General features: G+C 60.3%; 21 protein-coding genes. 18 read left to right on the top strand and 3 right to left on the bottom strand.

Going from position 1 to position 22,498, the window contains the following annotated elements; genetic code table 11:
- Nucleotides 1-146 precede the first annotated feature (146 nt).
- Nucleotides 147-923 carry an SPOR domain-containing protein gene (locus tag Q0P52_RS14380; protein WP_293765638.1) on the bottom strand — a complete coding sequence of 259 codons (777 nt, stop codon included), beginning with the start codon at nucleotides 921-923 and terminating at the stop codon, nucleotides 147-149.
- Nucleotides 924-1,065: 142 nt separating this feature from the next.
- Between Q0P52_RS14380 and ndk the strand changes: the two genes are divergently transcribed.
- From ndk to Q0P52_RS14300, 16 genes are all read left to right on the top strand, one after another.
- The gene (gene ndk / locus Q0P52_RS14375; RefSeq protein WP_293765636.1) at nucleotides 1,066-1,491 is read left to right on the top strand and encodes a nucleoside-diphosphate kinase; all 426 of its coding nucleotides are present in this window, start codon (nucleotides 1,066-1,068) and stop codon (nucleotides 1,489-1,491) included.
- Nucleotides 1,492-1,564: 73 nt separating this feature from the next.
- On the top strand, nucleotides 1,565-2,662 hold the full coding sequence (gene rlmN / locus Q0P52_RS14370; RefSeq protein ID WP_293765634.1) for a 23S rRNA (adenine(2503)-C(2))-methyltransferase RlmN: 1,098 nt from the start codon (nucleotides 1,565-1,567) through the stop codon (nucleotides 2,660-2,662).
- Entirely contained in the window at nucleotides 2,659-3,405 is a 747-nt protein-coding gene (pilW, locus tag Q0P52_RS14365) for a type IV pilus biogenesis/stability protein PilW (RefSeq protein WP_293813726.1), read from the top strand. The genes rlmN and pilW overlap by 4 nt, the downstream gene beginning before the upstream one ends.
- Nucleotides 3,406-3,407: 2 nt before the next feature.
- Nucleotides 3,408-4,352 (top strand): RodZ domain-containing protein, encoded by a 945-nt coding sequence (locus Q0P52_RS14360; RefSeq protein ID WP_293765632.1) that lies wholly within the window; start codon nucleotides 3,408-3,410, stop codon nucleotides 4,350-4,352.
- Nucleotides 4,353-4,366: 14 nt separating this feature from the next.
- On the top strand, nucleotides 4,367-5,647 hold the full coding sequence (gene ispG / locus Q0P52_RS14355) for a flavodoxin-dependent (E)-4-hydroxy-3-methylbut-2-enyl-diphosphate synthase (protein ID WP_293765631.1): 1,281 nt from the start codon (nucleotides 4,367-4,369) through the stop codon (nucleotides 5,645-5,647).
- Between the two features lie 66 nt (nucleotides 5,648-5,713).
- A complete protein-coding gene (gene hisS / locus Q0P52_RS14350) occupies nucleotides 5,714-6,985 on the top strand; it encodes a histidine--tRNA ligase (protein ID WP_293765629.1) in 1,272 nt (423 codons plus the stop codon).
- 11 nt (nucleotides 6,986-6,996) lie between these two features.
- On the top strand, nucleotides 6,997-7,626 hold the full coding sequence (locus tag Q0P52_RS14345; RefSeq protein ID WP_293765627.1) for a tetratricopeptide repeat protein: 630 nt from the start codon (nucleotides 6,997-6,999) through the stop codon (nucleotides 7,624-7,626).
- Between the two features lie 3 nt (nucleotides 7,627-7,629).
- Nucleotides 7,630-8,769 (top strand): outer membrane protein assembly factor BamB, encoded by a 1,140-nt coding sequence (gene bamB, locus Q0P52_RS14340; protein WP_293765625.1) that lies wholly within the window; start codon nucleotides 7,630-7,632, stop codon nucleotides 8,767-8,769.
- A gap of 11 nt (nucleotides 8,770-8,780) precedes the next feature.
- A complete protein-coding gene (gene der / locus Q0P52_RS14335) occupies nucleotides 8,781-10,193 on the top strand; it encodes a ribosome biogenesis GTPase Der (protein WP_293765623.1) in 1,413 nt (470 codons plus the stop codon).
- Between the two features lie 91 nt (nucleotides 10,194-10,284).
- Nucleotides 10,285-10,542, top strand: coding sequence for an RNA chaperone Hfq (gene hfq / locus Q0P52_RS14330; RefSeq protein WP_045844760.1), 258 nt, complete (start codon nucleotides 10,285-10,287; stop codon nucleotides 10,540-10,542).
- 109 nt (nucleotides 10,543-10,651) lie between these two features.
- Nucleotides 10,652-11,782, top strand: coding sequence for a GTPase HflX (gene hflX / locus Q0P52_RS14325; protein WP_293765620.1), 1,131 nt, complete (start codon nucleotides 10,652-10,654; stop codon nucleotides 11,780-11,782).
- A complete protein-coding gene (hflK, locus tag Q0P52_RS14320; protein WP_293765619.1) occupies nucleotides 11,769-12,989 on the top strand; it encodes an FtsH protease activity modulator HflK in 1,221 nt (406 codons plus the stop codon). Before hflX ends, hflK begins: the two co-directional genes overlap by 14 nt.
- Before the next feature lie 3 nt (nucleotides 12,990-12,992).
- Nucleotides 12,993-13,874 (top strand): protease modulator HflC, encoded by an 882-nt coding sequence (gene hflC / locus Q0P52_RS14315; RefSeq protein WP_293765617.1) that lies wholly within the window; start codon nucleotides 12,993-12,995, stop codon nucleotides 13,872-13,874.
- 138 nt (nucleotides 13,875-14,012) lie between these two features.
- Complete coding sequence (locus tag Q0P52_RS14310; protein ID WP_293765615.1) at nucleotides 14,013-15,164, top strand: ATP phosphoribosyltransferase regulatory subunit; 1,152 nt, start codon at nucleotides 14,013-14,015, stop codon at nucleotides 15,162-15,164.
- Between the two features lie 31 nt (nucleotides 15,165-15,195).
- Nucleotides 15,196-16,491: an adenylosuccinate synthase gene (locus tag Q0P52_RS14305; protein ID WP_293765614.1), complete on the top strand. Its 1,296-nt coding sequence runs from the start codon at nucleotides 15,196-15,198 to the stop codon at nucleotides 16,489-16,491.
- Between the two features lie 99 nt (nucleotides 16,492-16,590).
- On the top strand, nucleotides 16,591-17,649 hold the full coding sequence (locus Q0P52_RS14300; protein ID WP_293765613.1) for an oxidoreductase: 1,059 nt from the start codon (nucleotides 16,591-16,593) through the stop codon (nucleotides 17,647-17,649).
- 119 nt (nucleotides 17,650-17,768) lie between these two features.
- Here Q0P52_RS14300 and Q0P52_RS14295 read toward each other — a convergent pair whose 3' ends face one another.
- Nucleotides 17,769-18,971, bottom strand: coding sequence for a cytochrome c peroxidase (locus Q0P52_RS14295; protein WP_293765612.1), 1,203 nt, complete (start codon nucleotides 18,969-18,971; stop codon nucleotides 17,769-17,771).
- A gap of 164 nt (nucleotides 18,972-19,135) precedes the next feature.
- Between Q0P52_RS14295 and acpA the strand changes: the two genes are divergently transcribed.
- Nucleotides 19,136-20,740 carry an acid phosphatase gene (acpA, locus tag Q0P52_RS14290; RefSeq protein WP_293765611.1) on the top strand — a complete coding sequence of 535 codons (1,605 nt, stop codon included), beginning with the start codon at nucleotides 19,136-19,138 and terminating at the stop codon, nucleotides 20,738-20,740.
- Between the two features lie 155 nt (nucleotides 20,741-20,895).
- On the top strand, nucleotides 20,896-22,296 hold the full coding sequence (locus Q0P52_RS14285) for a DHA2 family efflux MFS transporter permease subunit (protein ID WP_293765610.1): 1,401 nt from the start codon (nucleotides 20,896-20,898) through the stop codon (nucleotides 22,294-22,296).
- Here Q0P52_RS14285 and Q0P52_RS14280 read toward each other — a convergent pair.
- The coding region (locus Q0P52_RS14280; RefSeq protein WP_293813725.1) for a hypothetical protein at nucleotides 22,279-22,498 on the bottom strand (220 nt) is incomplete at its 5' end. The two genes, Q0P52_RS14285 and Q0P52_RS14280, sit on opposite strands and share 18 nt — an antisense overlap.

Below are 22,498 nucleotides of genomic sequence, written 5' to 3'. Positions count from 1 at the left end.
TCGGCCTTCGGCCAACCTTGCCGCGCCGCCCATGCAGGGAGACTAACAAAAAACAGCGACTCGGCTAAGACCACACTCGCCGGCGCGGGCTGTGCGTGGCGCGCGGCAAGGAAGCACAACGCGGCATCAGGGGGTGTTGGTCGCTCTTATTGGCCTGCCGGGGCCAGCAGCGGCGCGTAGCCCATATTGCGCAGTTTCTCCACGGCCTCGTCGGCTTCGGCGCGGGTCTTGAAGGGTCCAAGTTGAACGCGGGTTTCGGTATGCGCCTCAATCCCCTTGGCCTTCAGCTCCTTCAACAGTTTTTCCGCGTTGCCCATGCTGGAGAACAGGCCCAGCTGCACCTTGTAACCCACCGAGCTGCCGGCAGGCTTGGCTTTCACCATCGGCGCCGCTGGCGCGGGCGTCTCTGCAGCGGTTGAAGGCGCCGCTGTCGGCGTGGGGGCCGCGGCTACCGGCTTGGCGGCAGGGCTGGCCGACGCTACGGCGGGGGCGGCCTTCTGAGGCGCGTGACTGGCGGGCGGAGCGCTCACCGGCGGCTTGCTGTTGGCCACCGCCGGCGTCTTGCTTATGTCTGGCGCTTTGGGACTGGTCTCGGCAGGCGTTGCCGGCGCCGCGGGTGCTTCCTGCGCAGGCACGCTGGCCTCGGGCGCCGCGGGCGCGCTGGCTTCCGCAGCCGGTTCGGAGGCGATCGGATCGGTAATGGGCGAGGAGGCGGGACTGACGATCTTACCCGAGCTGTTGTTGGTGGGCGTCGCCGCCGTCATGTCCACCTTGCCGCCCTTCATGCTGTCCATCACGGGGATGGCGGCCAAGGCCACGGCGACCAGCGCGCCGGCAATGGCCAGCCTCTTTTTTAACTTGCCGCTGAGCTCTTTTTCATCGTTGCCGTCGCCGGCGTCGCGCTGTGGGTTTTGTTCTGTCATGGCCTTAAATTTTATGCAGCAGTGGCTTGAAAAGGCTGGTAAAATGCCGGGTTCCTCAGAATTGGGTTACCCGGGTGGCTGTTTTGATTGAAACCTAGTTTAGCCACTTGTTCTGACATTTGGGAGTATTTGGGAGATTTTTATGGCAAATGAACGTACCCTGTCCATCATCAAGCCGGACGCTGTCGCCAAGAACGTTATCGGCAAGATCTACGACCGTTTCGAATCCGCTGGTCTGAAGATTGTCGCTGCTCGCCTGAAGCAGCTGTCCCGCGCCGAAGCCGAAGGCTTCTACGCTGTGCACAAAGAACGCCCCTTCTTCAAGGATCTGGTTGACTTCATGGTTTCCGGCCCGGTGATGATCCAGGTGCTGGAAGGCGAAAACGCTGTCGCCAAGAATCGCGAACTGATGGGCGCCACCGATCCGAAGAAAGCCGACGCCGGCACCATCCGCGCCGACTTTGCCGAATCCATCGACGCCAATGCCGTTCATGGTTCCGACAGCGCTGAAAACGCCGCTATCGAAGTGGCTTACTTCTTCGCTTCTTCCGAAATCGCCGCCCGCTGATTTCGCGACGCTGTAACAGTTTCACCCGTTGTAAGGGCGGCGGCTCCGGCCGCCGCTTGCTTCCGAGGATTGCATGAAAACCAACCTGCTCGACTTCTCCCTGGACCAGCTCACCGCGCATTTCGCCGAGATGGGTGAAAAGCCTTTCCGCGCCAAACAGGTGATGCGCTGGATGCATCAGATGGGTGAAGACGATTTCGACGCGATGACCGACCTTGCCAAAAGCCTGCGCGCCAAGCTGCATGAGCGGGCCGAGGTGCGCGTGCCGTCGCTGATGACCGGGCAGGCCTCCAGTGATGGTACCCGCAAGTGGCTGCTCGACGTCGGCACAGGCAATGGCGTCGAAACCGTTTTCATCCCCGAAGACGATCGCGGCACCTTGTGCGTGTCATCCCAGGTGGGATGCGCCCTCGAGTGCACGTTCTGCTCCACCGGCCGTCAGGGGTTCAATCGCAATCTCAGCACTGCGGAGATCATCGGTCAGCTGTGGTGGGCCAACAAGGCCATGGGCGTAACGCCGAAAAATGAACGAGTGATCTCGAACGTGGTCATGATGGGTATGGGCGAGCCGCTGGCCAACTTCGACAACGTGGTCAGCGCGCTGCAGATCATGCTGGACGACCACGGCTACGGCCTCAGTCGCCGTCGCGTTACGCTGTCCACCTCCGGCCTCGTGCCGCAGATGGATAGACTGCGGGAAGCCTGTCCGGTGGCGCTGGCCGTTAGCCTGCACGCGCCCAACGACGCCATTCGCGACGAAATCGTGCCCATCAACAAGAAATATCCCTTGAAGGAATTGATGGCCGCCTGCCAGCGCTATCTGGAGAAGGCACCGCGCGACTTCATTACCTTCGAGTATGTGATGCTTGACGGTGTCAATGACAGGCCGGAACATGCTCGCCAGCTGCTTGAGCTGGTGCGTGACGTGCCGTGCAAGTTCAACCTGATTCCGTTCAATCCGTTCCCCAATTCGGGGTACGATCGTTCCAGCAACAACGCGATCCGCATTTTCCGCGAGATGTTGCAGGAGCAGGGTTATGTGGTTACCGTGCGCAAGACGCGCGGCGACGACATCGACGCCGCCTGCGGTCAGTTGGCCGGGCAAGTACAAGACAAGACCAAGCGTCAGGTCAAATGGATGCAGATAGCCCAGGAGGGGGACAAGGCATGAAATTCTTGCGAGTGTGGATGGCTGTATGCCTGATGACGGTCACCGTTTCCGCATTCGCCATGCCCCCAAATCGGAAGTTGGCCGAAATCCGCAGTCAGCTGGCTCTGGAGTACGCCAGGTTGGGCAATATGGCTGTGGCAGTGCAAACCGTCAACGAGGCCATTGAGGCCGATGCCTCTTATGCGCCGGCCTTTTTGACCAAGGCCTACCTCCAGAGCCAATTGGGCCAGGATGGCGATGCCGAGCAAAGCTACCTGAAAGCCCTGCAGCTGGATCCGGGCAATCCTGAGGCCAATAATAATTACGGTTTTTTCCTCTGCGAACATCAACACCCGCAGACGGCCATCGATTTTTTCAACAAGGCCTTGGCCAATCCTCTGTATCAGACGCCGCAAACGGCCTACCTCAATCTGGGCCGCTGCAGCGCCAAGTTGGGGCAGGTGGATAAAGCCAACGACTACTTGTTGTCCGCCTTGCGCATCGTGCCCGACTATCAGCCGGCTTTGCGTGAATTGGCTGTGTTGCATCTCGATCAGGGGAATGCCAAGCTTGCGGCTTTCTATTTCGATCGTTTGATGCGGACTGCAGGGACTGCAGGCCCATTGCCCGCGGATACGCTGTGGCTGGGCGTGCAAATCGCCCGTCGCAACGGTGATCGCGTGCATGAGGCGGAGTACGGTGCCATTTTGAAGAACCGTTTCCCCGATTCGAAGGAAACACAACTGTTGTTGAGCGGAAACTGAGGATGGAAAACAAGCCTGAGAACACGAGTCCGCTGAGCGCTGGCGTCGGGGCCTCGCTCAAAAAAGCTCGTGAAAATGCCGGCCTGGGGCTGGGTGAAGTGGCCGATCGGCTCAAACTGTCGGTACGCCAGCTCGAAGCCATCGAGAAAGATGATTTCCAGCAGTTGCCCGGCGCGGCTTTTGTGCGGGGTTTCGTGCGCAATTACGCGCGATTCTTGAACATTGACGACACGCCCCTGTTGGCGGCGCTTGAAGAGCACTTCCCGTCGGCGGTCAATGATGTCGTCAATCTGGTAAAGCAGGGTGGCGATGCGCGTCCTTTGCGCAGTGTTGATGAAATGTTGCAAGGACAGGCGCCCGGCGGCAAGTCTGGCTTGCCCAAGGCGCTGCTGGCGTTGTTGGCGCTGGCGGTCGTATTGGGCGGTATTGCCTGGTTTGCAATGAGTGGTCTGGGCGGCAAAACGCCGGAAGCAACCATCAAACCGGTGGATGCAGTCGCGGCGAGCGATGCTCCCGCTATTGCAGCTAGCGATGCGGTTCCGGCGGTGGCTTCCGAACCGACTCCAGGTACGGTGAGCCTGCCGGTTGAGCCGGCATCGGTCCCAACCCCGACCCCATCGACTGCAGTGCAATCGCAAGTTGCGGCCAGTCAGCCGCTTGTCAAAGCACCGGCCGCATCGGCGCCGGGGACGGCGACGGAGTCTGTGGGCGAGGGCAGGATATCCCTGAGCGCGCGTGAGGCGGCTTGGATTTCCGTGATTGACGCCAATGGCAAGAAACTTCAGTTCGGCACCCTGGAAGCGGGTGCGAGCAAAGAATTGAGCGGTACGCCCCCGTTTCAGCTGAAAATCGGCAATGCGGCGCAAGTACAGCTGAACTACAACGGCCAGCCAGTGGCGTTGACCGACAAGATCCGTGGTACCACGGCCAAGATTGAACTCAAATAGGTTCGGATTGTTGCATGAATAGCGTGACTATCGCGCGACGCCCCACCCGCCAGGTGCGCGTGGGGCATCTCATTGTAGGTTCGGATGCGCCGGTAATGGTGCAGTCCATGACCAATACCGACACGGTGGATGCCCTTGCGACTGCGCAGCAGGTGCATGAGCTGGCGCAGGCCGGCTCGGAAGTCGTGCGTATTACCGTCAACTCGCCCGAAGCGGCGGCGCGCGTGGCGGAAATTCGCCAGCGGCTGGATGACATGGGTTGCAATGTCCCTCTGGTGGGCGATTTCCATTTCAATGGCGATCGTTTGCTGAAGGACTACCCGGACTGTGCCCGTGCGCTGGCCAAATATCGCATCAACCCCGGCAACGTGGGCAAAGGTGCCAAGGGCGACGACAAATTCGCCTTCATGATTCGCACCGCCGCTGAGCTCGACAAGGCCGTGCGCATCGGTGTGAATTGGGGCAGTCTCGATCAGGCCTTGCTGGCGCGCATGCTGGACGCCAACAACCATCGCCCTGACCCCTTGCCGCTGGAAGTTGTCATGCGCGAAGCGCTGATCGTGTCTGCGCTGGAGTCGGCCGACAAGGCGATCGAACTGGGCTTGCCGGCAAACAACATCATCCTGTCTTGCAAAGTCAGCAATGTGCAAGACCTGATCACGGTTTACCGCGATCTGGGAAGCCGCTGCGACTACCCTTTGCACTTGGGCCTGACCGAAGCCGGCATGGGCAGCAAGGGCATCGTTGCCTCATCCGCGGCGCTGGCGGTACTGCTGCAGGAGGGCATTGGCGATACCATTCGCATCTCCCTTACGCCCCAACCGGGCGAGACGCGCACCAAAGAGGTGGTTGTCGCGCAGGAATTGCTGCAAACCATGGGTCTGCGCAGCTTTACGCCGCTGGTCACTGCCTGTCCGGGTTGTGGTCGCACCACCAGCACTTTCTTCCAGGAGTTGGCTGATAGCATCCAGCACTTCCTGCGCGAGCAGATGCCGGTATGGCGTTTGCAGTATCCGGGCGTGGAAGACATGAAGGTGGCCGTGATGGGTTGCGTGGTGAACGGTCCTGGCGAAAGCAAGCTGGCTGATATTGGCATTTCCTTGCCGGGTACGGGCGAAGTACCGGTGGCACCGGTCTATGTCGATGGCCAGAAGGACGTCACGCTGAAGGGTGACAATATCGCCGAGGCCTTCAAGGCCATCGTGGAGAATTACGTGCGTACGCGATATGGCGAGGGCGGCGTTAAGCGCCGCGAGACAGCTGCCCGCACCATTCCCATTCGTCCGGTGGGCTGATCCTTCGGCCAACCCGATAGCACCGTCTCAGGGCGGCATCAACAGAAATTCAAGACAGAACAAGACATGGCTCAGAAACTGCAGGCAATCAAGGGCATGAATGATGTGCTGCCCGCCGAATCGCATCAGTGGGAATTTTTTGAAAGCGCGCTGCGCCAATTGCTGGCGGACTACGGTTACCAGAATATCCGCACCCCCATCGTGGAAACCACGCCGTTGTTCGTGCGCGCCATTGGCGAAGTGACCGATGTGGTCGAGAAGGAAATGTACACCTTCGTCGACAGCTTGAATGGCGACAGCCTCACGCTGCGCCCGGAAGGTACCGCAGGCACCTTGCGCGCCGTCGTCGAACACAGCCTGCTCTACAACGCCACGCAGAAACTGTGGTACATGGGGCCGATGTTCCGTCACGAAAAACCGCAGAAAGGGCGCTATCGCCAGTTCCACCAGATGGGTGTGGAAGCGCTGGGCTTTGGCGGCCCGGACATCGATGCTGAAATCATCGCGATGACCGCCGATCTGTGGCGTCGACTGGGCCTGTCCGAGTTCGTGCGTCTGGAAATCAACTCGCTGGGCAATCAGGAAGAGCGCGCTGCGCATCGTCAGGCGCTGATCGCTTATCTGGAGCAGCATGTCGACATTCTGGACGAGGACGGTAAGCGCCGCCTCTACAGCAATCCCTTGCGCGTGCTGGATACCAAGAACCCGGCATTGCAAGAAATGGCCGACAAGGCGCCGCGCCTGTCTGACTATCTGGGGGAAGCCTCTCGCGCGCACTACGAAGGCTGGAAAGCCATGATCAGCGCGCTGGGCATCGAGTTTGTCGAGAATCCGCGTCTGGTGCGAGGTCTCGATTACTACAACCAGTCTGTGTTTGAGTGGGTAACGACCGAGTTGGGCGCGCAGGGTACTGTGTGCGCTGGTGGTCGCTACGATGGCCTGATTGAACAATTGGGCGGCAAGCCCGCGCCGGGCATCGGCTTCGGCATGGGGCTGGAGCGCGTGCTGCTGTTGTTGCAGGAAAAACAACTGTTGCCGGAACGTCCGACCGTGGATGTCTATCTGGTGCAGCAGGGCGTTGGCGCGCCGGTGTACGCCATGCAGCTCGCGCAGCGTTTGCGCGCTGCCGGTCTGGCTGTGATCCAGCATTTGGGTGACGGCAGTTTCAAGTCGCAGATGAAAAAAGCGGACGGCAGCGGCGCCGCATTTGCCGTCATCGTCGGCGAAAACGAGATGGCCGCCGGCCAGGCAGTGGTGAAACCGCTGCGCGCTGATGCGGCTCAGGAAACCGTGGCGCTGGATCAGGTAGCCCTGACCATCGCCCGCCTCAAGGCATAAGGGGAAACGCCATGGCTTACGATTTGCAGGAACAGGAACAGATTGATTCGCTGAAAGCCTTCTGGCAGCAATGGGGCAAGCTGATCGGCGGTGCGGTGTTGGCCGTTACCATCAGCTATCTCGGCTACAAGGGCTATGCCTACTATCAGGCAGGACAGGCCGCCAAGGCAGCAGTGGTGTTTGCCGATCTGGAGCAAGCCTCCGCCACGGCTGACATCGCCAAGGTCAAGGCTTCGGCCAACCTCTTGCAGTCGGACTACGCGGGTACGTCCTTCGCCGCCGAAGGCGCGCTGCTGGCCGCCAAGGTGGCATTCGACAAAAACGACACGGCAACCGCGCAGACTCAGCTGAGCTGGGTCGTTGCCAACAGCAAGGACGAAGCCTTGGTGGCGGTTGCACATTTGCGACTTGCCGCCATCCTGTTGGACCAAAAGCGTTATGATGGCGCCATCGCTGAATTGACGCAGGCGCATCCGTCGTCCTTCGACGCCTTGTTCCTCGATCAAAAGGGCGATGTGTACGCCGCCAAGGGCGAGCAGGCCGCCGCGCGCGACGCCTATAAGGGCGCGCTGGCCAAGCTGCAGGGCGAGTCGCCCAATCGCCAGTTCATCCAGACAAAACTCGACGCGCTGGGAGGTTGATTGATGCGCCGCCAACTGTTGGTCACTGCAGTTCTTTCCTCTTTCATGCTGGCCGGTTGCGCCAGCTGGTTTGAAGGCTCCTCCGCGGCCAAGCCCACACCGCTGGCGGCGTTCAAGTCCATCCAGACCCTGTCCGTCAAATGGAGTGTCAATCAGGCGGCGCCGGGTACCGGCTTCCTGCCGGTATACAGCAACGGCAATGTGATCGCCGCCGATGCCGCCGGTCATATCCGCACACTGGATGCTTTGAGCGGGCGCGTCGTTAACGATGTGGCGCTCAAGCGCAATCTGTCTTCCGGTGTGGCCGTGGACGGCAATACCGTCGTTGCACTGACGCAGGACGCCAAAGTGGTGGCGGTGGATCGCGCTAGCGGCAAGACCCTGTGGGAGCAAAGTCTGACCAGTGTGGCGCTGGAAGCGCCGCAAATCAGCGCCGGCATCGTCGTCGTGCGCAGCAATGATGGCCGCATCACGGGTTTCAAACTGGCGGATGGCACGCAACAATGGTCTGTCAGTCGCGTGCAACCGCAACTGGTGGTGCGCAATAGCGGCTCCATGCAGGCGGTGGCCAATGAGGCCGTGATGGTTGGCCTGCCCGGCGGCAAGCTGGACATCATCAGCCCGGCTTCGGGCAACCCCCTGTGGGAGGCTGCGGTAGCCAATCCGCGGGGCGCGACCGAGCTCGAGCGTATTACCGATATCACCAGCCGCCCCGTGTATGACGGCGGCCAGGTGTGCAGCGTGGCCTATCAAGGCCGCGTGGCATGTTTTGAAGCGCGTACCGGTAGCCTGATCTGGGCGCGTGAGTTGTCATCCAGCCGCGGCGTGGCCATGGATGCAGGCAAAGTGTATGTCACTGCAGAGGATGGCTCCGTCTGGGCCTACGATCGCAATACCGGTCGCAACCTCTGGAAGGCCGACATGCTGAAATTCCGCAACGTATCCGGTCCGGCCATGCTGGGACGCTTCGTGCTGGTGACGGATGGCGAGGGCTATGCCCATCTGCTGTCCAACGAAACCGGCGCCATGGCGGGTCGGGTTAAACTGGGCGGCGAAGGCGGCACCGATCAGCCACTGTCTCTGGGCAGCTCCGCGCTGGTGCAGGGACAGAACGGTCGCCTCTCGCTGCTCGCCCTTGAATAAAAGCTGTATACATGAAACCAACCGTAGCACTGGTAGGCCGCCCAAATGTGGGCAAGTCAACCCTCTTCAACCGGCTCACGCGTAGCCGCGACGCTCTCGTCGCCGATCAACCCGGCCTGACTCGCGATCGCCATTACGGCCATGGCCGGGTGGGAGAGAAACCGTATCTGGTGGTGGACACCGGCGGTTTCGAACCGGTGGTGGATGAAGGCATTCTCTTCGAAATGGCCAAGCAGACCTTGCAGGCCGTTGACGAGGCAGACGCGGTCGTGTTCCTGGTGGATGGCCGTACCGGCCTGACGCCACAGGACAAGATCATCGCCAACCGCCTGCGCCAGATTGGCCGTCCGGTCTACCTGGTGGTCAACAAGGCCGAAGGCATGAGCCATGCCATGGCTGGCGCGGAGTTCCACGAACTGGCCTTGGGTCAGCCGCTGGTTATCTCCGGCGCGCATGGAGATGGTGTCCGCGAGCTAATGGAAATGGTGCTGGCCGACTTCCCCGATGAAGTTGACGAGGATAAGCACCACCACCCCAAGTTTGCCATCATTGGCCGTCCCAACGTGGGCAAATCCACCCTGGTCAACGCCATTCTGGGCGAAGACCGCGTGATTGCCTTTGACCAGGCAGGTACTACCCGCGACAGCATCTATATTGATTTTGAGCGGGATGACCAAACCTATACCATTATCGACACCGCCGGCGTGCGTCGCCGGGCCAAGGTCAACGAGGTCATCGAGAAGTTTTCCGTGATCAAGACCATGAAGGCTATTGAAGACGCCAACGTGGCTGTGCTGGTGCTGGATGCTCAGCTGGATATTTCCGAGCAGGACGCCACCATCGCCGGTTTCGCGCTTGAAGCGGGTCGCGCTTTGGTGGTGGCTGTCAACAAATGGGACAATCTGGACGCCGAGAAGAAGGAAAATGTGAAGCGGGAAATCGCACGCAAATTGAACTTCCTCGAGTTTGCCAAGTTCCATTACATCTCGGCTATCGAAGGCCGGGGCGTGGCGGACCTGTTCAAGTCCATCGATGAGGCCTATCAGGCCGCCATGGTGAAACTGGCAACGCCGAAGCTGACCCGAGTGTTGAATGTTGCGGTTGAGCGTCAGGCTCCGCCGCGCAGTGGTCTGGTTCGGCCCAAGATGCGTTATGCTCACCAAGGTGGCATGAATCCGCCCATCATTGTTATCCACGGCAATTCGCTGGACGCAGTGCCGGACAGTTACACGCGTTACCTGGAGCACACCTTCCGCAAGGTGTTCAAACTGCAGGGGACGCCGTTGCGAGTCCAGTACAAGACCTCGGAAAACCCGTTCGATGCCGATGAAGGCAAGGAAAAGCCTCGCGCCAAGGCCAAGCCGCGCACCAAATTGCCGGGCCGCGAGAAGGAAGTGCGTTACGGCAAGAAGGCCAAAAAATAGTACGGTTGGATTTTTTCTGCTAAAACTAAGCTTACCAGCCGGTGCTTTACATAATTACTTAATACAACAATCAACGATTCGGAGATAACGAATGAGCTCTAAAGGGCAAATGTTACAAGACCCGTTCCTTAACATTCTGCGTAAGGAACATGTGCCGGTTTCTATCTATCTGGTCAACGGCATCAAGCTGCAAGGTCAGGTGGAGTCTTTTGACCAGTATGTGGTCCTGCTGAAGAACACCGTAACCCAGATGGTCTACAAGCACGCCATTTCCACCGTTGTGCCGGCCCGCCCGGTCAACATCCCGCACGAACATCCGGGTCAGAAACAGGACCAGCAAGACGCCTGATCTCTTGTTGCATCCTGTCGGGCCGTCAGGCCGTGCCTAAGGGCATGGCTTGCCGGCCTTTTTTCTTTTTACAAAGACCCGACTGGGTCATACGGACTGGTTTCTCATTGTGTTTGATCGTCCCGATATAGGTGATCAGGCGGTATTGGTCTGCCTGGATTTTGGTGATCCTGACCATCAGGAAAATGTGGCTGAATGCATTGAGCTGGTACGCAGCGCTGACGTCTCGGTCAGCGGTGTGGTGCAGGGCAAGCGGCAGCGGCCGGATGCCGCTTTGTTTGCCGGGAAGGGCAAGGTGGAGGAGGTGGCCGAGATGGTGCGCGCCACTTCGGCCAACGTAGTGATTTTCAATCATCAGCTATCCCCGGCGCAGGAGCGCAACCTTGAGCGCGCCTTGCAGTGCCGCGTCATCGATCGCACCAGCCTGATTCTGGATATCTTTGCCCAGCGCGCGCGCAGCCATGAAGGCAAGCTGCAGGTCGAGCTGGCGCAACTGTCGCACATCGCCACCCGCCTGGTGCGCGGCTGGACTCACCTTGAGCGGCAGAAGGGCGGTATCGGTTTGCGCGGGCCGGGTGAGAGCCAGCTGGAGACGGACCGTCGCTTGCTGGGACACCGGGTCAAGGCGCTCAAGGAGCGGTTGGCGCAAGTGCAAAAGCAGCGCAAAACGCAGCGGCGCGGTCGCCAGCGCACGGGTATCGCCTCGGTGTCCATTGTCGGCTATACCAATGCCGGCAAGTCCACGCTGTTCAACTCGCTCACCAAGGCGCGCATCTACGCGGCAGACCAGTTGTTCGCAACGCTGGACACCACCAGCCGCAAGCTGTTCCTCAATCCGCAGGCCTCCATCATCTTGTCGGATACCGTCGGCTTTATCCGCGATTTACCTCACACGCTGGTGGCGGCCTTCCGCGCTACGCTGGAAGAAACCATTCAGGCCGATTTGCTGCTGCATGTTGTGGATTCGGCCAATCCCATGCGCGATGTGCAGATTGATGAGGTTAATAAAGTGCTGGCCGAGATCGGCGCGGATGGCGTGCCGCAGCTCATTGTCTGGAACAAGACAGACCTGCGCGGCTTGCCGGCTGAAGTGGAACACGACGAAACCGGCGCGGTGGCGGCCGTGCGGGTGTCCGCACTAACCGGCGAAGGGCTGGAACTCTTGCGGGAGGCGCTTGCCGAACGTGTTCAACCCTTTGATAACGAACACGAAGAACAGAACGAGCATGTCGCAGAATGATCCAAACCGCGGCCCGCGGGGAAGTGACGGGCCGCCGGACCTAGATGAGGTTTTCCGCAATATCAACGCACGTCTGGCACGGCTTCTTGGCGCCAAGAACGCTGGCAACGGCCAACAGCCGCCATCGCCCAAGCTGGCTTTCCGCGGCACTGCGCTGGCGGTGGTCGGCGTGGTTGGTGCCTTGTGGCTGGCTAGCGGTTTTTACGTTGTTGACGCCAAGGAGCAAGGCGTAGTGCTGCGCATGGGCAGCTACAACCGTGTGTCGGACCCGGGCCTTCAATGGCATTTCCCGTATCCGTTCGAAAAGGTGGAGATCGTCAACCTGACCGAACTGCGCAGCGTGGAAGTGGGCTATCGCAGCAACGCCAAGAATCGCGTGCCGGAAGAATCGCTGATGCTGACTTCGGATCAGAACATCATCGATGTTCAACTCTCCGTGCAATATGACGTGAAAGACCCGAAATCCTTCCTCTTCAACAACGCCTCGGCTGATCGCAACGCCAACGACATCGTCAAGCAGGCGGCCGAAACCTCCATTCGCGAAGTGGTAGGGCGCAACAAGGTGGACTTCGTGCTCAACGAAGGTCGCGGGCAGATTGCCGCGGACACGCAAAAGCTGATGCAGGAAGTGCTGGATCGCTATCGTCTTGGCGTGCGCGTCGCCAAGGTCAACATCAACGACGTGCAACCGCCGCAGCAAGTGCTGGCCGCCTTTGACGACGCGGTCAAGGCGGGTCAGGACAAGGACCGGCTGCGCAATGAAGGCCTGGCTTACGCCAACGATGTGGTGCCCAAAGCCCGCGGTATGGCCGCACGACTGGAGCAGGAAGCCGAGGCCTACAAGCAACAAGTGGTGGCCAGAGCGGAAGGCGATGCCTCACGCTTCAAGCAAGTGTTGTCGGAATACAACAAAGCGCCCAAGGTCATGCGCGATCGTTTGTACCTCGACATGATGCAGCAGGTGATGAGCAATACCAGCAAGGTGGTAGTTGATCAAAAGGGTGGCAACAGCTTGCTCTATTTGCCGCTGGACAAGCTTATCCAGGCCAGTCAGCCTGGCGCACCTGTGCCGGTGCCTTCGACCAACCCCGCTCCGGCGCAGGCGGCTCCCGCCGTGCCTCCGGCAGCCTCTCCGTCTTCTGCCGGCAACGGCAAGAACGGGCGCGATGTGACGCGCAGCAGAGACATTTTTGCAGGAGAGCGCTAAGCCATGGACCGTTTGATACCTACTCTGGCGGCAGTGTTCGGTGCGCTTTTGCTGGCCAGCCTGTCCTTGTTCATCGTTGACCAGCGGCAATACGCCATGGTTTTCCAGTTTGGCGAGGTCACTCGCGTCATCAAGCAACCCGGTATTCATTTCAAAATTCCGCTGCTGCAGAACGTGCGCTATTTCGATAGCCGCGTGCTAACCATCGATGCAGAATCTCCTGAGCTTTTTAATACCCGGGAGAAGAAAAACGTACTGGTGGACAGCTTCGTCAAATGGCGCATCGTGGATGTCGAGCAGTTCTACAAGAGCGTCGGTTCCGAACCTGCGGCTGTGGCAAGACTGAAACAGACCATCAACGACGGCCTGCGCGCGGAGTTCGGTCAGAAAACCGTCGCTGACGTGATTTCCGGCCAGCGCGACCTTGTCATGGAGACGGTTCGTCAGCGCGCCGATGCCGATGCGAGGAAAATTGGCGTGGAAATTTTGGATGTCCGCTTAAAACGCGTCGATTTTCCGGATAAAATAAGCAATTCCGTCTACGACCGCATGCAGTCAGAGCGCCGCACCGTGGCAAGTCAGCTGCGCAGCGAAGGCGCGGCTGATGCCGAACGCATTCGCGCCGAGGCGGAAAAGGAACGCGACGTGTTGTTGGCCGAAGCCTACAACCAGGCCCAGCAACTGAAGGGCGAGGGCGACGCCAAGGCGGCCGCCATCTATGCCGATGCTTACGGTAAGAGCCCCGAGTTCTATGCCTTCTGGCGCAGCATGGATGCTTACAAAGAGTCGTTCAAACACAAGAGCGACGTGATGGTGTTGGACCCGAGCAGCGAGTTCTTCAAGTACTTCAAGAACCCGCAGGCTTCGGCAGGCAAGGGCAAATAGCCGCCTGTCAAGGCTGGCAAGCTCTCGCCGCAGCTTCTACAATCTGGTTTGAACATGACTGGCCGGGAGCTCCCGGCCAGTTTGCCGTAAACAGGGCGGGGTGATGAATCCCGCCTTTTATTTGTCGAAAATCGGAATATGCGTAACTGGCTGTTACCGGAATACATTGCTGACATCCTGCCCGCCACCGCCCGTCAGGTGGAATCGGCCAAGGCTGCGATGCTCGAGCGATTTCGTTGTGCGGGCTATGAACTGGTCCTGCCTCCCCTCATCGAGTACGTCGACTCGCTGGTGGCCGAGGGCGATACCGCCCTCGATCTGAAAACCTTCAAGCTTGATGACCAGCTGTCGGGTCGCCAACTGGGTCTGCGCGCGGATATCACCCCGCAAGTGGCGCGTATAGACGCTCATTTGCTGGGTCATCGTACCGGCGTTACCCGCCTGTGCTACGCCGGCAGCGTCGTGCATACCCGTCCGGACGGTCTCATGAGCTCGCGCCAGCCCATGCAGGTGGGCGCCGAGCTGTACGGTTACGCCGGCATCGAGGCCGACATCGAAATCATCGAACTGATGCTGTCGACGCTGGATCAGGTGAAGGTGCCCAGCATCCGGCTGGACGTTGGCCACACTGCCATCTTCCGCGGATTGGCTACCGCCGCTGGTCTGACGCCGGAGGCTACCAGCGAACTGTTCGCCGTACTGCAAAACAAGGACGCCGCCAGCATTTCGGCTCTGGTAGGCAATCTGGCTGAGCCTTATCGCAGCGCCTTCCTCGCCCTGCCCGAGCTTTACGGCCCCGCCAGCGTGCTGGAGAAAGCGCGCACCCGCCTGCCGTCCTTGCCTGAGGTGGAGTTGGCACTGATGCAGCTGTCCGCCATTGCCCGCGCGTTTGAAGGTCGGGTTGAAATCAGTTTCGACTTGTCCGAACTGCGCGGCACGCATTACCACACCGGCCTCATCTTCGCCGCTTACGCCCCGGGTTGGGCGCGCGAGCTGGCGCGCGGCGGTCGTTACGACAATGTGGGCCGCCGTTTTGGCCGCGCCCGCCCGGCTACCGGTTTCAGTCTGGACCTGCGCGATCTGATCCAGATCCTGCCGGAGCGCGATACCACCAAGGGCATCCGCGTTGCTGCCCGCCACCTGCCCGCCGCCATGGATGCGGTACAGGCGCTGCGCGCCGAAGGCGAGGTGGTGATGATCGATTATCTGGGCGAGTCCGCCGCCGCCATTGGCTGCAACCGAGAACTGGTTCCGGCTGCCGATGGTTGGCAAGTGCTTCCCTTCAACTGATTTTTAGTTTGACTCAAGAAGAGGTTTTCCAATGTCCAAGAACGTTGTCGTGATCGGTACCCAATGGGGTGATGAAGGCAAGGGCAAGATCGTTGACTGGCTGACCGACCACGCACGTGCCGTGGTGCGCTTTCAGGGCGGCCACAATGCCGGCCACACCCTGTGGGTGAACGGCAAGAAAACCGTGGTGCGTCTGGTGCCGTCCGGCATCCTGCGTCCCGATGTCGACTGTTTTATCGGCAACGGCGTGGTGTTGTCCCCCGAAGCCCTGCTGAAGGAAATCGACGAACTGGAAGCCGCCGGCGTCAACGCTTCGGCCCGTCTGAAGATTGCCGAAGGCTGCCCGCTGATCCTGCCGTATCACATCGCGCTGGACCAGGCTCGCGAAGCCTCCTTGGGCGCCAGCAAGATCGGCACCACCGGTCGTGGCATCGGCCCCTGCTATGAAGACAAGGTAGCCCGTCGTGCGCTGAAGGTGATCGATCTGTTCAACCCGGCCCGCTTCGCCGCCAAGCTGAAGGAAAACGTCGATTACTACAACTTCCTGCTCACCAACCTGTTCAAGGTTGAGCCGGTAAGCTACGACACCATCCTGGCCGACACCATGAAGATGGCCGAGCGCATCAAGCCGATGGTAGCCGACGTGTCCCGTACCCTGTACGACCTGGACAAGGCCGGCACGCCCATCCTGTTTGAAGGCGCGCAAGGCACGCTGCTGGACATCGATCACGGTACCTATCCCTTCGTGACCTCGTCCAACTGTGTTGCCGGCGCCGCTGCGCCGGGCGCTGGCGTACCGCCGCAAATGCTCAACTATGTACTGGGCATCGTGAAGGGCTACTGCACGCGCGTGGGGTCAGGTCCTTTCCCCACCGAGCAGGACAACGATACCGGCATGTTCCTCGCCAAGCGCGGCAACGAGTTCGGTTCCGTCACCGGTCGTCCTCGTCGTTGCGGCTGGTTTGATGCCGCCGCGCTCAAGCGCTCCATCCAGATCAACGGCGTGTCCGGTCTGTGTGTGATGAAGCTGGACGTGATGGACGGTCTGGAAGAAATCAAGCTGTGTACTGGCTACATGCTGAATGGCCAGAAAGTGGATATCCTGCCGTTTGGTTCCGATGCCGTTACCCAGTGTGAACCGGTCTACGAAACCCTGCCGGGCTGGACCGATTCCACAGTGGGCGCCAAGCGTTGGGAGGACCTGCCGGCCAATGCCCAAGCCTATCTGAAGCGCATCGAGGAAGTGTGCGGCGCGCCGGTTGACATCGTGTCCACTGGTCCCGATCGCGAAGAAACCATCGTACTGCGCCACCCGTTCGGCCTGTAAGCCGGATTTGTCCGCAGATAAAACCCGCCTTTGCCGGCGGGTTTTTTTATGGGCGCGACACAGGCATGATGACCGGCCGACTAGCAAAAGGAGCAAGGCATGGTGGATAGAATTAATACGGCACTGGTGGGTTACGGATATGCCGGCAAGACTTTTCACGCACCCTTGATCGCGGCATGCGAAGGTCTCTCGCTGCATACCATTGTCAGCAGCCGGCCAGATGCCGTGCTGGCGGATTGGCCTGGTTGCAGAGTAGCCGCCACGCTGGAACAGGCGCTGGCAGACCCGGCGGTTGCTCTGGTGGTGATTGCTTCGCCCAATGACCAGCATTTTCCGCAGGCGCGCGCGGCCTTGCTGGCTGGCAAACACGTGGTGGTGGACAAGCCTTTTACGGTAACGCTGGCAGAAGCAGAGGCTTTGCAGCGCTTGGCCGAAGAGCAGGGCAGGCTGCTATCGGTATTCCACAATCGACGCTGGGACGCGGATTTTCTGCAACTGCGCGCCTTGTTGCTTGAGGGCCAGTTGGGCGCGATCAGCCACTTTGAATCCCACTTCGATCGCTACCGGCCGCAAGTGCGCGCCCGCTGGCGCGAGCAAGACATTGCCGGCGCCGGGCTGTGGTTTGATCTGGGACCGCATCTGCTGGATCAGGCGCTCTGCCTCTTCGGCCAACCTGAGGGGATTACCGCGCATCTGGCGCGCCAGCGGGAAGGCGCACAGGCAGTGGACTATGCCCATGTGCACCTGCGCTACCCGGCGCAGTCGGTGGTGCTGCACGCTTCTTGCCTGGTGAGCGGTGGTTCGCCGCGTTACCTTGTGCATGGCAGTAAGGCCAGCTTCGTCAAATACGGTCTGGACACGCAGGAAGGCGACCTCAAGCAGGGCAAGCTGCCCGGTCACCCTGCGTGGGGGCTGGATGTCGAGTCGGGTTGCTTGCTGACGCAGGAGAACGATCTTGTCAGCCGGCAGGATTTGCCCGCGCCAACTGGCGATTACCGGCAGTATTACCAGTCAGTGGCCTCCGCCGTAAACGGGCATGGCGACAACCCGGTGCCGGCGGAACAGGCGCTGTCGGTGATGCGCTGGTTGTCGCTGGCGGTGTTGAGCGATGCGCAGCGGCGGGAAACCCGCCTGACGGATTTGCCGGCGCTGACATAGCCTTCCCCGCCCCCTTGCTAGAGCGCGGCGATGCAGGCGACGTGTTTGGCGCCGCCCGCACATCGCTAGAAGCCCTGGACCATGGCGCAACGCGGGAGCAGGGGTTTTGTTAGCGGGCCTTACTGAGGCGAAGTGGGGTGGTAACCATCGTTCAGGGTTTGCAGGAAGGCGAGCAGGTCGTCGATTTCCTGCTGGCTTAGCGTGGGACGCCCCCCAGGCAAGCCGCCAAAAGGTGCTTCCTGATTGATGTTGTCCTGGTACGCGGCCGGCAGATCGTCAAATTTGACGGTTTTGCCGGCCGCGTTTTTGCGGTACCAGCGTTTGGGATTGGTATCGCGACTGGCGTAGAACTCCAGCGCGGTGCGCAAATCATGGAATACACCGTTGTGGAAAAACACCTGCCGGCTAGCAACGTTGCGCAACGTGGGTGTGCGGAACAGGCCGCACCAGTCTGTGCGGTCCGAGTGGTCGGTGCGGGCCGGGCCACACAGGCCCAGATCGTAATAGGCCGGATTGCGGTTGGCGGGCAGCGTGTGGTTGCGCGGCACCCCCACGGCAATATGGCCAAAGTCGGTAAACGCCGGAAACGCACCGCCTTCCGTGCGCTGGCTGATGTGACAGCTAGCGCAGTTGCCCCGGTTCTCATCATTGAATACCGCCAAGCCGCGCTGTTCGCGCGCGCTCAGCTCGGCCTGGCCGCGCAATACCGCATCGTATTTGCTGCTGTAGGGGTAGAACTCGGTAGGGTTCTGCTGGAATACCTCCAGCGCCAGCGTCAGTTGGTCGAAGGCGCGTTCGCTATCTTCAAAGGCATGTTGGCCGAACACCTGCTTGAACAACGCGCCGCTGGCGCTATGCGCCAGACGCTCCACCAGCTCGGCCTTGGTGGCATTGGCCATCTCGTTGGCCGCCAGCAGTGGAATGGCCGCTTGAGCGCGCAAGCTGTCCGCTCGGCCATCCCAGGTAAAGCCGCCGGTAGGGCCGGCGTCTTCGCTGTCATTCCCGTCGTTGTCGCGGAAGTGCTCGCTGAATGGGCCGTTGCTTTGCAGGTAGCGCAAGGAGGGCACTGCGCGTGCGCCGGCTTGCTGCCCGTCTTTGCCGCCATATTGAACGGACAGGCCGTTGGGCGGCCCGTAGGCATGGGCAGGGTCATGGCAGGTGGCGCAGCTCATCAAGCCAGAGGCAGACAAGGCCTTTTCTGAAAACAGCGCTCGTCCCAGTGCATCCAACGCCTGATAGGAAGGCTGCGCGGCAGGCGCTACTGCCGGCGCGGCAACGTTGGCCGAAGGCGCGCCGCAGGCGCTTAGCAGCAGGGCGGTCATGCAGGTAAAAAGGCGGAGGCAAGCGGGCGGGATGTTGGGCATAGGGGTCAGTTCCGTCTGCGCGGTATTGTCAGCTGGCGCGGGTGGCAGTCTAATGCGGCGATCATACGTGTGAAACAAGACAAATTGATAATGGCAGCATGCTCATTGCAAAGGAACCGACCATGAAAACAGTCAGAATGACCGCGCTTGCCCTCGCCGTCGCCGCAGGCCTTGCGGCTTGCGCCAGCCCGGATAGCCCCAAACTCACCGCCGCTTCGCTTGAGCCCATCCAGAATGTGGTGGTGATTTTTGCCGAGAACCGTTCGTTTGATAATCTGTATGGTCTGTTTCCCGGCGCGGACGGCGTGCCGGGCGTCAACCCCTCCGCTAGACAGGCCTTTGTGCCGCAGAAGGACTTCAACGGCACCGTATTGCCCAGCCTGCCGCCTACCTGGAACGGCCTGACGGCTGCGGGGCAGAGCGTGACCTTGCCGCAAGCCCAGACTACCGGTTTCGCTAATCGTCCTTTTCAGATCGATGCGGCTGACGGCGTGGCCCATACCGGTGTCAAGCTGACCCAGGCCGTTACCACGCGCGATCTGGTCCACCGCTTTTACAACAACCAGATGCAGATCAACGGCGGTGCCAATGACAAGTTCGCCGCCTACTCGGACGCTGGCGGCCTGGCCATGGGCTATTACGACGGCAGCGGCATGGAAATGTGGCGGTTGGCGCGCGAATACGTGCTGGCGGACCACTTCTTCATGGGCGCGTTCGGTGGCTCCTTCCTGAACCACCAATACTTGATTTGCGCTTGTGCGCCTGCTTATCCCAAGGCCGATGAGTCGCCGGCCAAGGGCTCCATCTCCGCCATTGATACCGATGCTCAGGGCCGTTTCGTGAGGCTGACGCCGGCGGCGAATGCCACAGCCTCTGTGCTGGAGGGCAAGCCGCTGTACAAGAATGACGGCAACCTCACGCCGCGCGACGCTAAGGGCATGTATTACGCCGTCAATACCATGCAGCCGGCTTTCCAGCCCAGCGGCAATGCGCCGGCCGGTGGCAACAACCAGTATGCCGACCCGGCCAAGGCAACGACCTTGCCGGCACAGACCGCCGCCACCATTGGCGACCGTCTTAGCGACAAGGGCGTCAGCTGGGCCTGGTATGCCGGCGCGTGGAATGCGTCGCTGGCTGATCGCGGCAATGTCTACAACAATACCCAGCCCAATTTTCAGGCACACCACCAGCCGTTCAACTATTACGCCCGGTTTGATCCGCAAACCGGCGCGAGCGAGCGCGAGAATCACCTGAAGGATTTTGACCAGAGCTTCCTGCGCGACGCTGCGGCCGGGAATTTGCCGGCGGTGTCTTTCTACAAGCCTCAAGGCAACCTGAACCAGCATGCAGGCTACGCCAATGTCAGCGACGGCGACGCTCATATTGCCAAGGTTATTCGTCAGCTGCAGCAAAGCCCCCAGTGGAAGAACATGCTGATCGTGGTTACCTATGACGAAAATGGGGGCTTTTACGACCATGCGCCGGTGCCAAAGGGTGACCGCTGGGGCCCGGGCTCGCGGATTCCCGCCATCATCATCTCGCCTTATGCCAAGCGTGGTTTTGTGGATCATACCCAGTACGACACCGGGTCCATCCTGCGCTTCATTACCCGGCGTTTCGATCTGAAACCCTTGCCTGGCGTGGTTGAGCGCGATGAGGCGCTGCATGCCAACGGTCAGCCGCCCATGGGCGATCTGAGCGCGGCGCTTGATTTGCCTGCTCGCTGAGAGTCATTTCCTTCGGCCAACGGGGCGCGTTTGTCGCCCCGTTTTCTTTGCTTGGGCGATATGGCAGCCATGCTTAACGATCATTGACAGGTGTAAGCGTGGCGCTACAGGCAAGCGGTGCTAGACTGCCTGTCTGCCTCCCGGATGTCGTTAACATGCTCCCTGTTGTTGCCAGCGCCATGCTGACCCCGTTGATTGTTGCTACTGCCCTGTTCATGGAGAATATGGACGCAACGGTCATTTCCACTTCCCTGCCTGTCATCGCACAGGATCTGCATGTCGACCCGATTTCGCTGAAGCTGGCGCTGACCTCCTATCTGGTGAGTCTGGCGGTATTCATCCCAGTCAGCGGCTGGATGGCCGATCGTTTCGGCGCGCGGCGTATTTTCCGCTGGGCCATCGCCATCTTCATGGCCGGATCGCTGTTTTGCGCCTTCAGCAAATCGCTTGAAGGTTTCGTCTTGGCGCGTTTTCTGCAAGGTATGGGCGGAGCCATGATGGTGCCGGTGGGGCGGTTGGTGATTTTGCGCACCACGCGGAAGGAAGAGCTGGTCAAGGCCTTGAGCTATCTCACCATTCCGGCCTTGCTGGGGCCGGTGTTCGGGCCGCCGTTGGGCGGCTTCATCAGTACCTACTTTCACTGGCGCTGGATTTTCCTCATCAACTTGCCCATCGGCGTATTGGGCATCGCGCTGGCGGGGCGTTTCATTGCGGATTTGAAAAGCGATAATGTGCCGCCGCTGGATATTCCGGGTTTCCTGTTTACCGGCATCGGCTTGTCCGCCTTGATGCTGGGTTTGGCTTCGGAAGGCAAGCACATGCTGTCTGCAGACTTGTCCATCGCGGCCAGCGTGCTGGGCATAATACTGCTGCTAGCCTACCTCTGGCACTATCGCCGAGTGGCGCACCCCCTGCTGGATTTGTCCTTGCTGCGACTGAAGACCTTCCACGCCAGCGTGATTGGCGGCTTTTTCTTCCGTGTCGGCACTGGCGCCACGCCGTTCCTGCTCCCCCTGATGCTGCAACTTGGATTGGGCTACTCGCCTTTCGAGTCGGGCTTGCTGACATGCTCCACTGCTATCGGGGCGATTTTCATGAAAACCATCGTGGCGCGGGTGCTTGAGCGTTTCGGCTTCCGTCGCGTGCTCATTGTCAATTCGGTGCTGGCGGGGGTGTCGATGGCGGTGTATGCCTTGTTCCAGCCAGGAACGCCTCATCTGCTGATGCTGCTAGTATTCCTGGCGGGGGGCTGTCTGCGGTCCTTGCAGTTCACCAGCCTCAATGCCATCGCCTTTGCGGATGTGGATCAGGCGAGAATGAGCCATGCCACCAGTTTGTCTAGCGTCGCGCAGCAGTTGGCGGCGGGCTTCGGCGTGACCGTAGCGGCCATGTCGTTGCAAACAACGACGTGGTTGCAGGGTAGGGCTCAGCCGCAACTATCCGACTATGCCTGGGGTTTTGTGGTGATGGGGGCGTTGGCTGCCGGTTCGGTGCTGCACTTCTTGCCGCTGGATCGTACTTCCGGCGCGGCATTGGCTTCAACGCGAAAGGCTTGAGGGCGAGGTTGGCCGAAGAGGGCGGCGTCCGGCAATCTCTTGCAGGCAACGCCACTGCAGCCCCTTGCTCACGGAGATCGCTTGGGAGGTGTATATCTGGGAGAGAAATGAAAAAAAGCCGCTGACATCGTCAACAGCTTTTTTAAATGGTGCCCAAGAGAAGACTCGAACTTCCACACCCTTGCGGGCGCTAGGACCTGAA

The organism is uncultured Aquitalea sp. (genome assembly GCF_945957525.1).
Classification (GTDB): Bacteria; Pseudomonadota; Gammaproteobacteria; order Burkholderiales; family Chromobacteriaceae; genus Aquitalea.
Note: the sequence above shows the minus strand (reverse complement) of the source record. Positions and strands in the feature narration are given on the sequence as shown.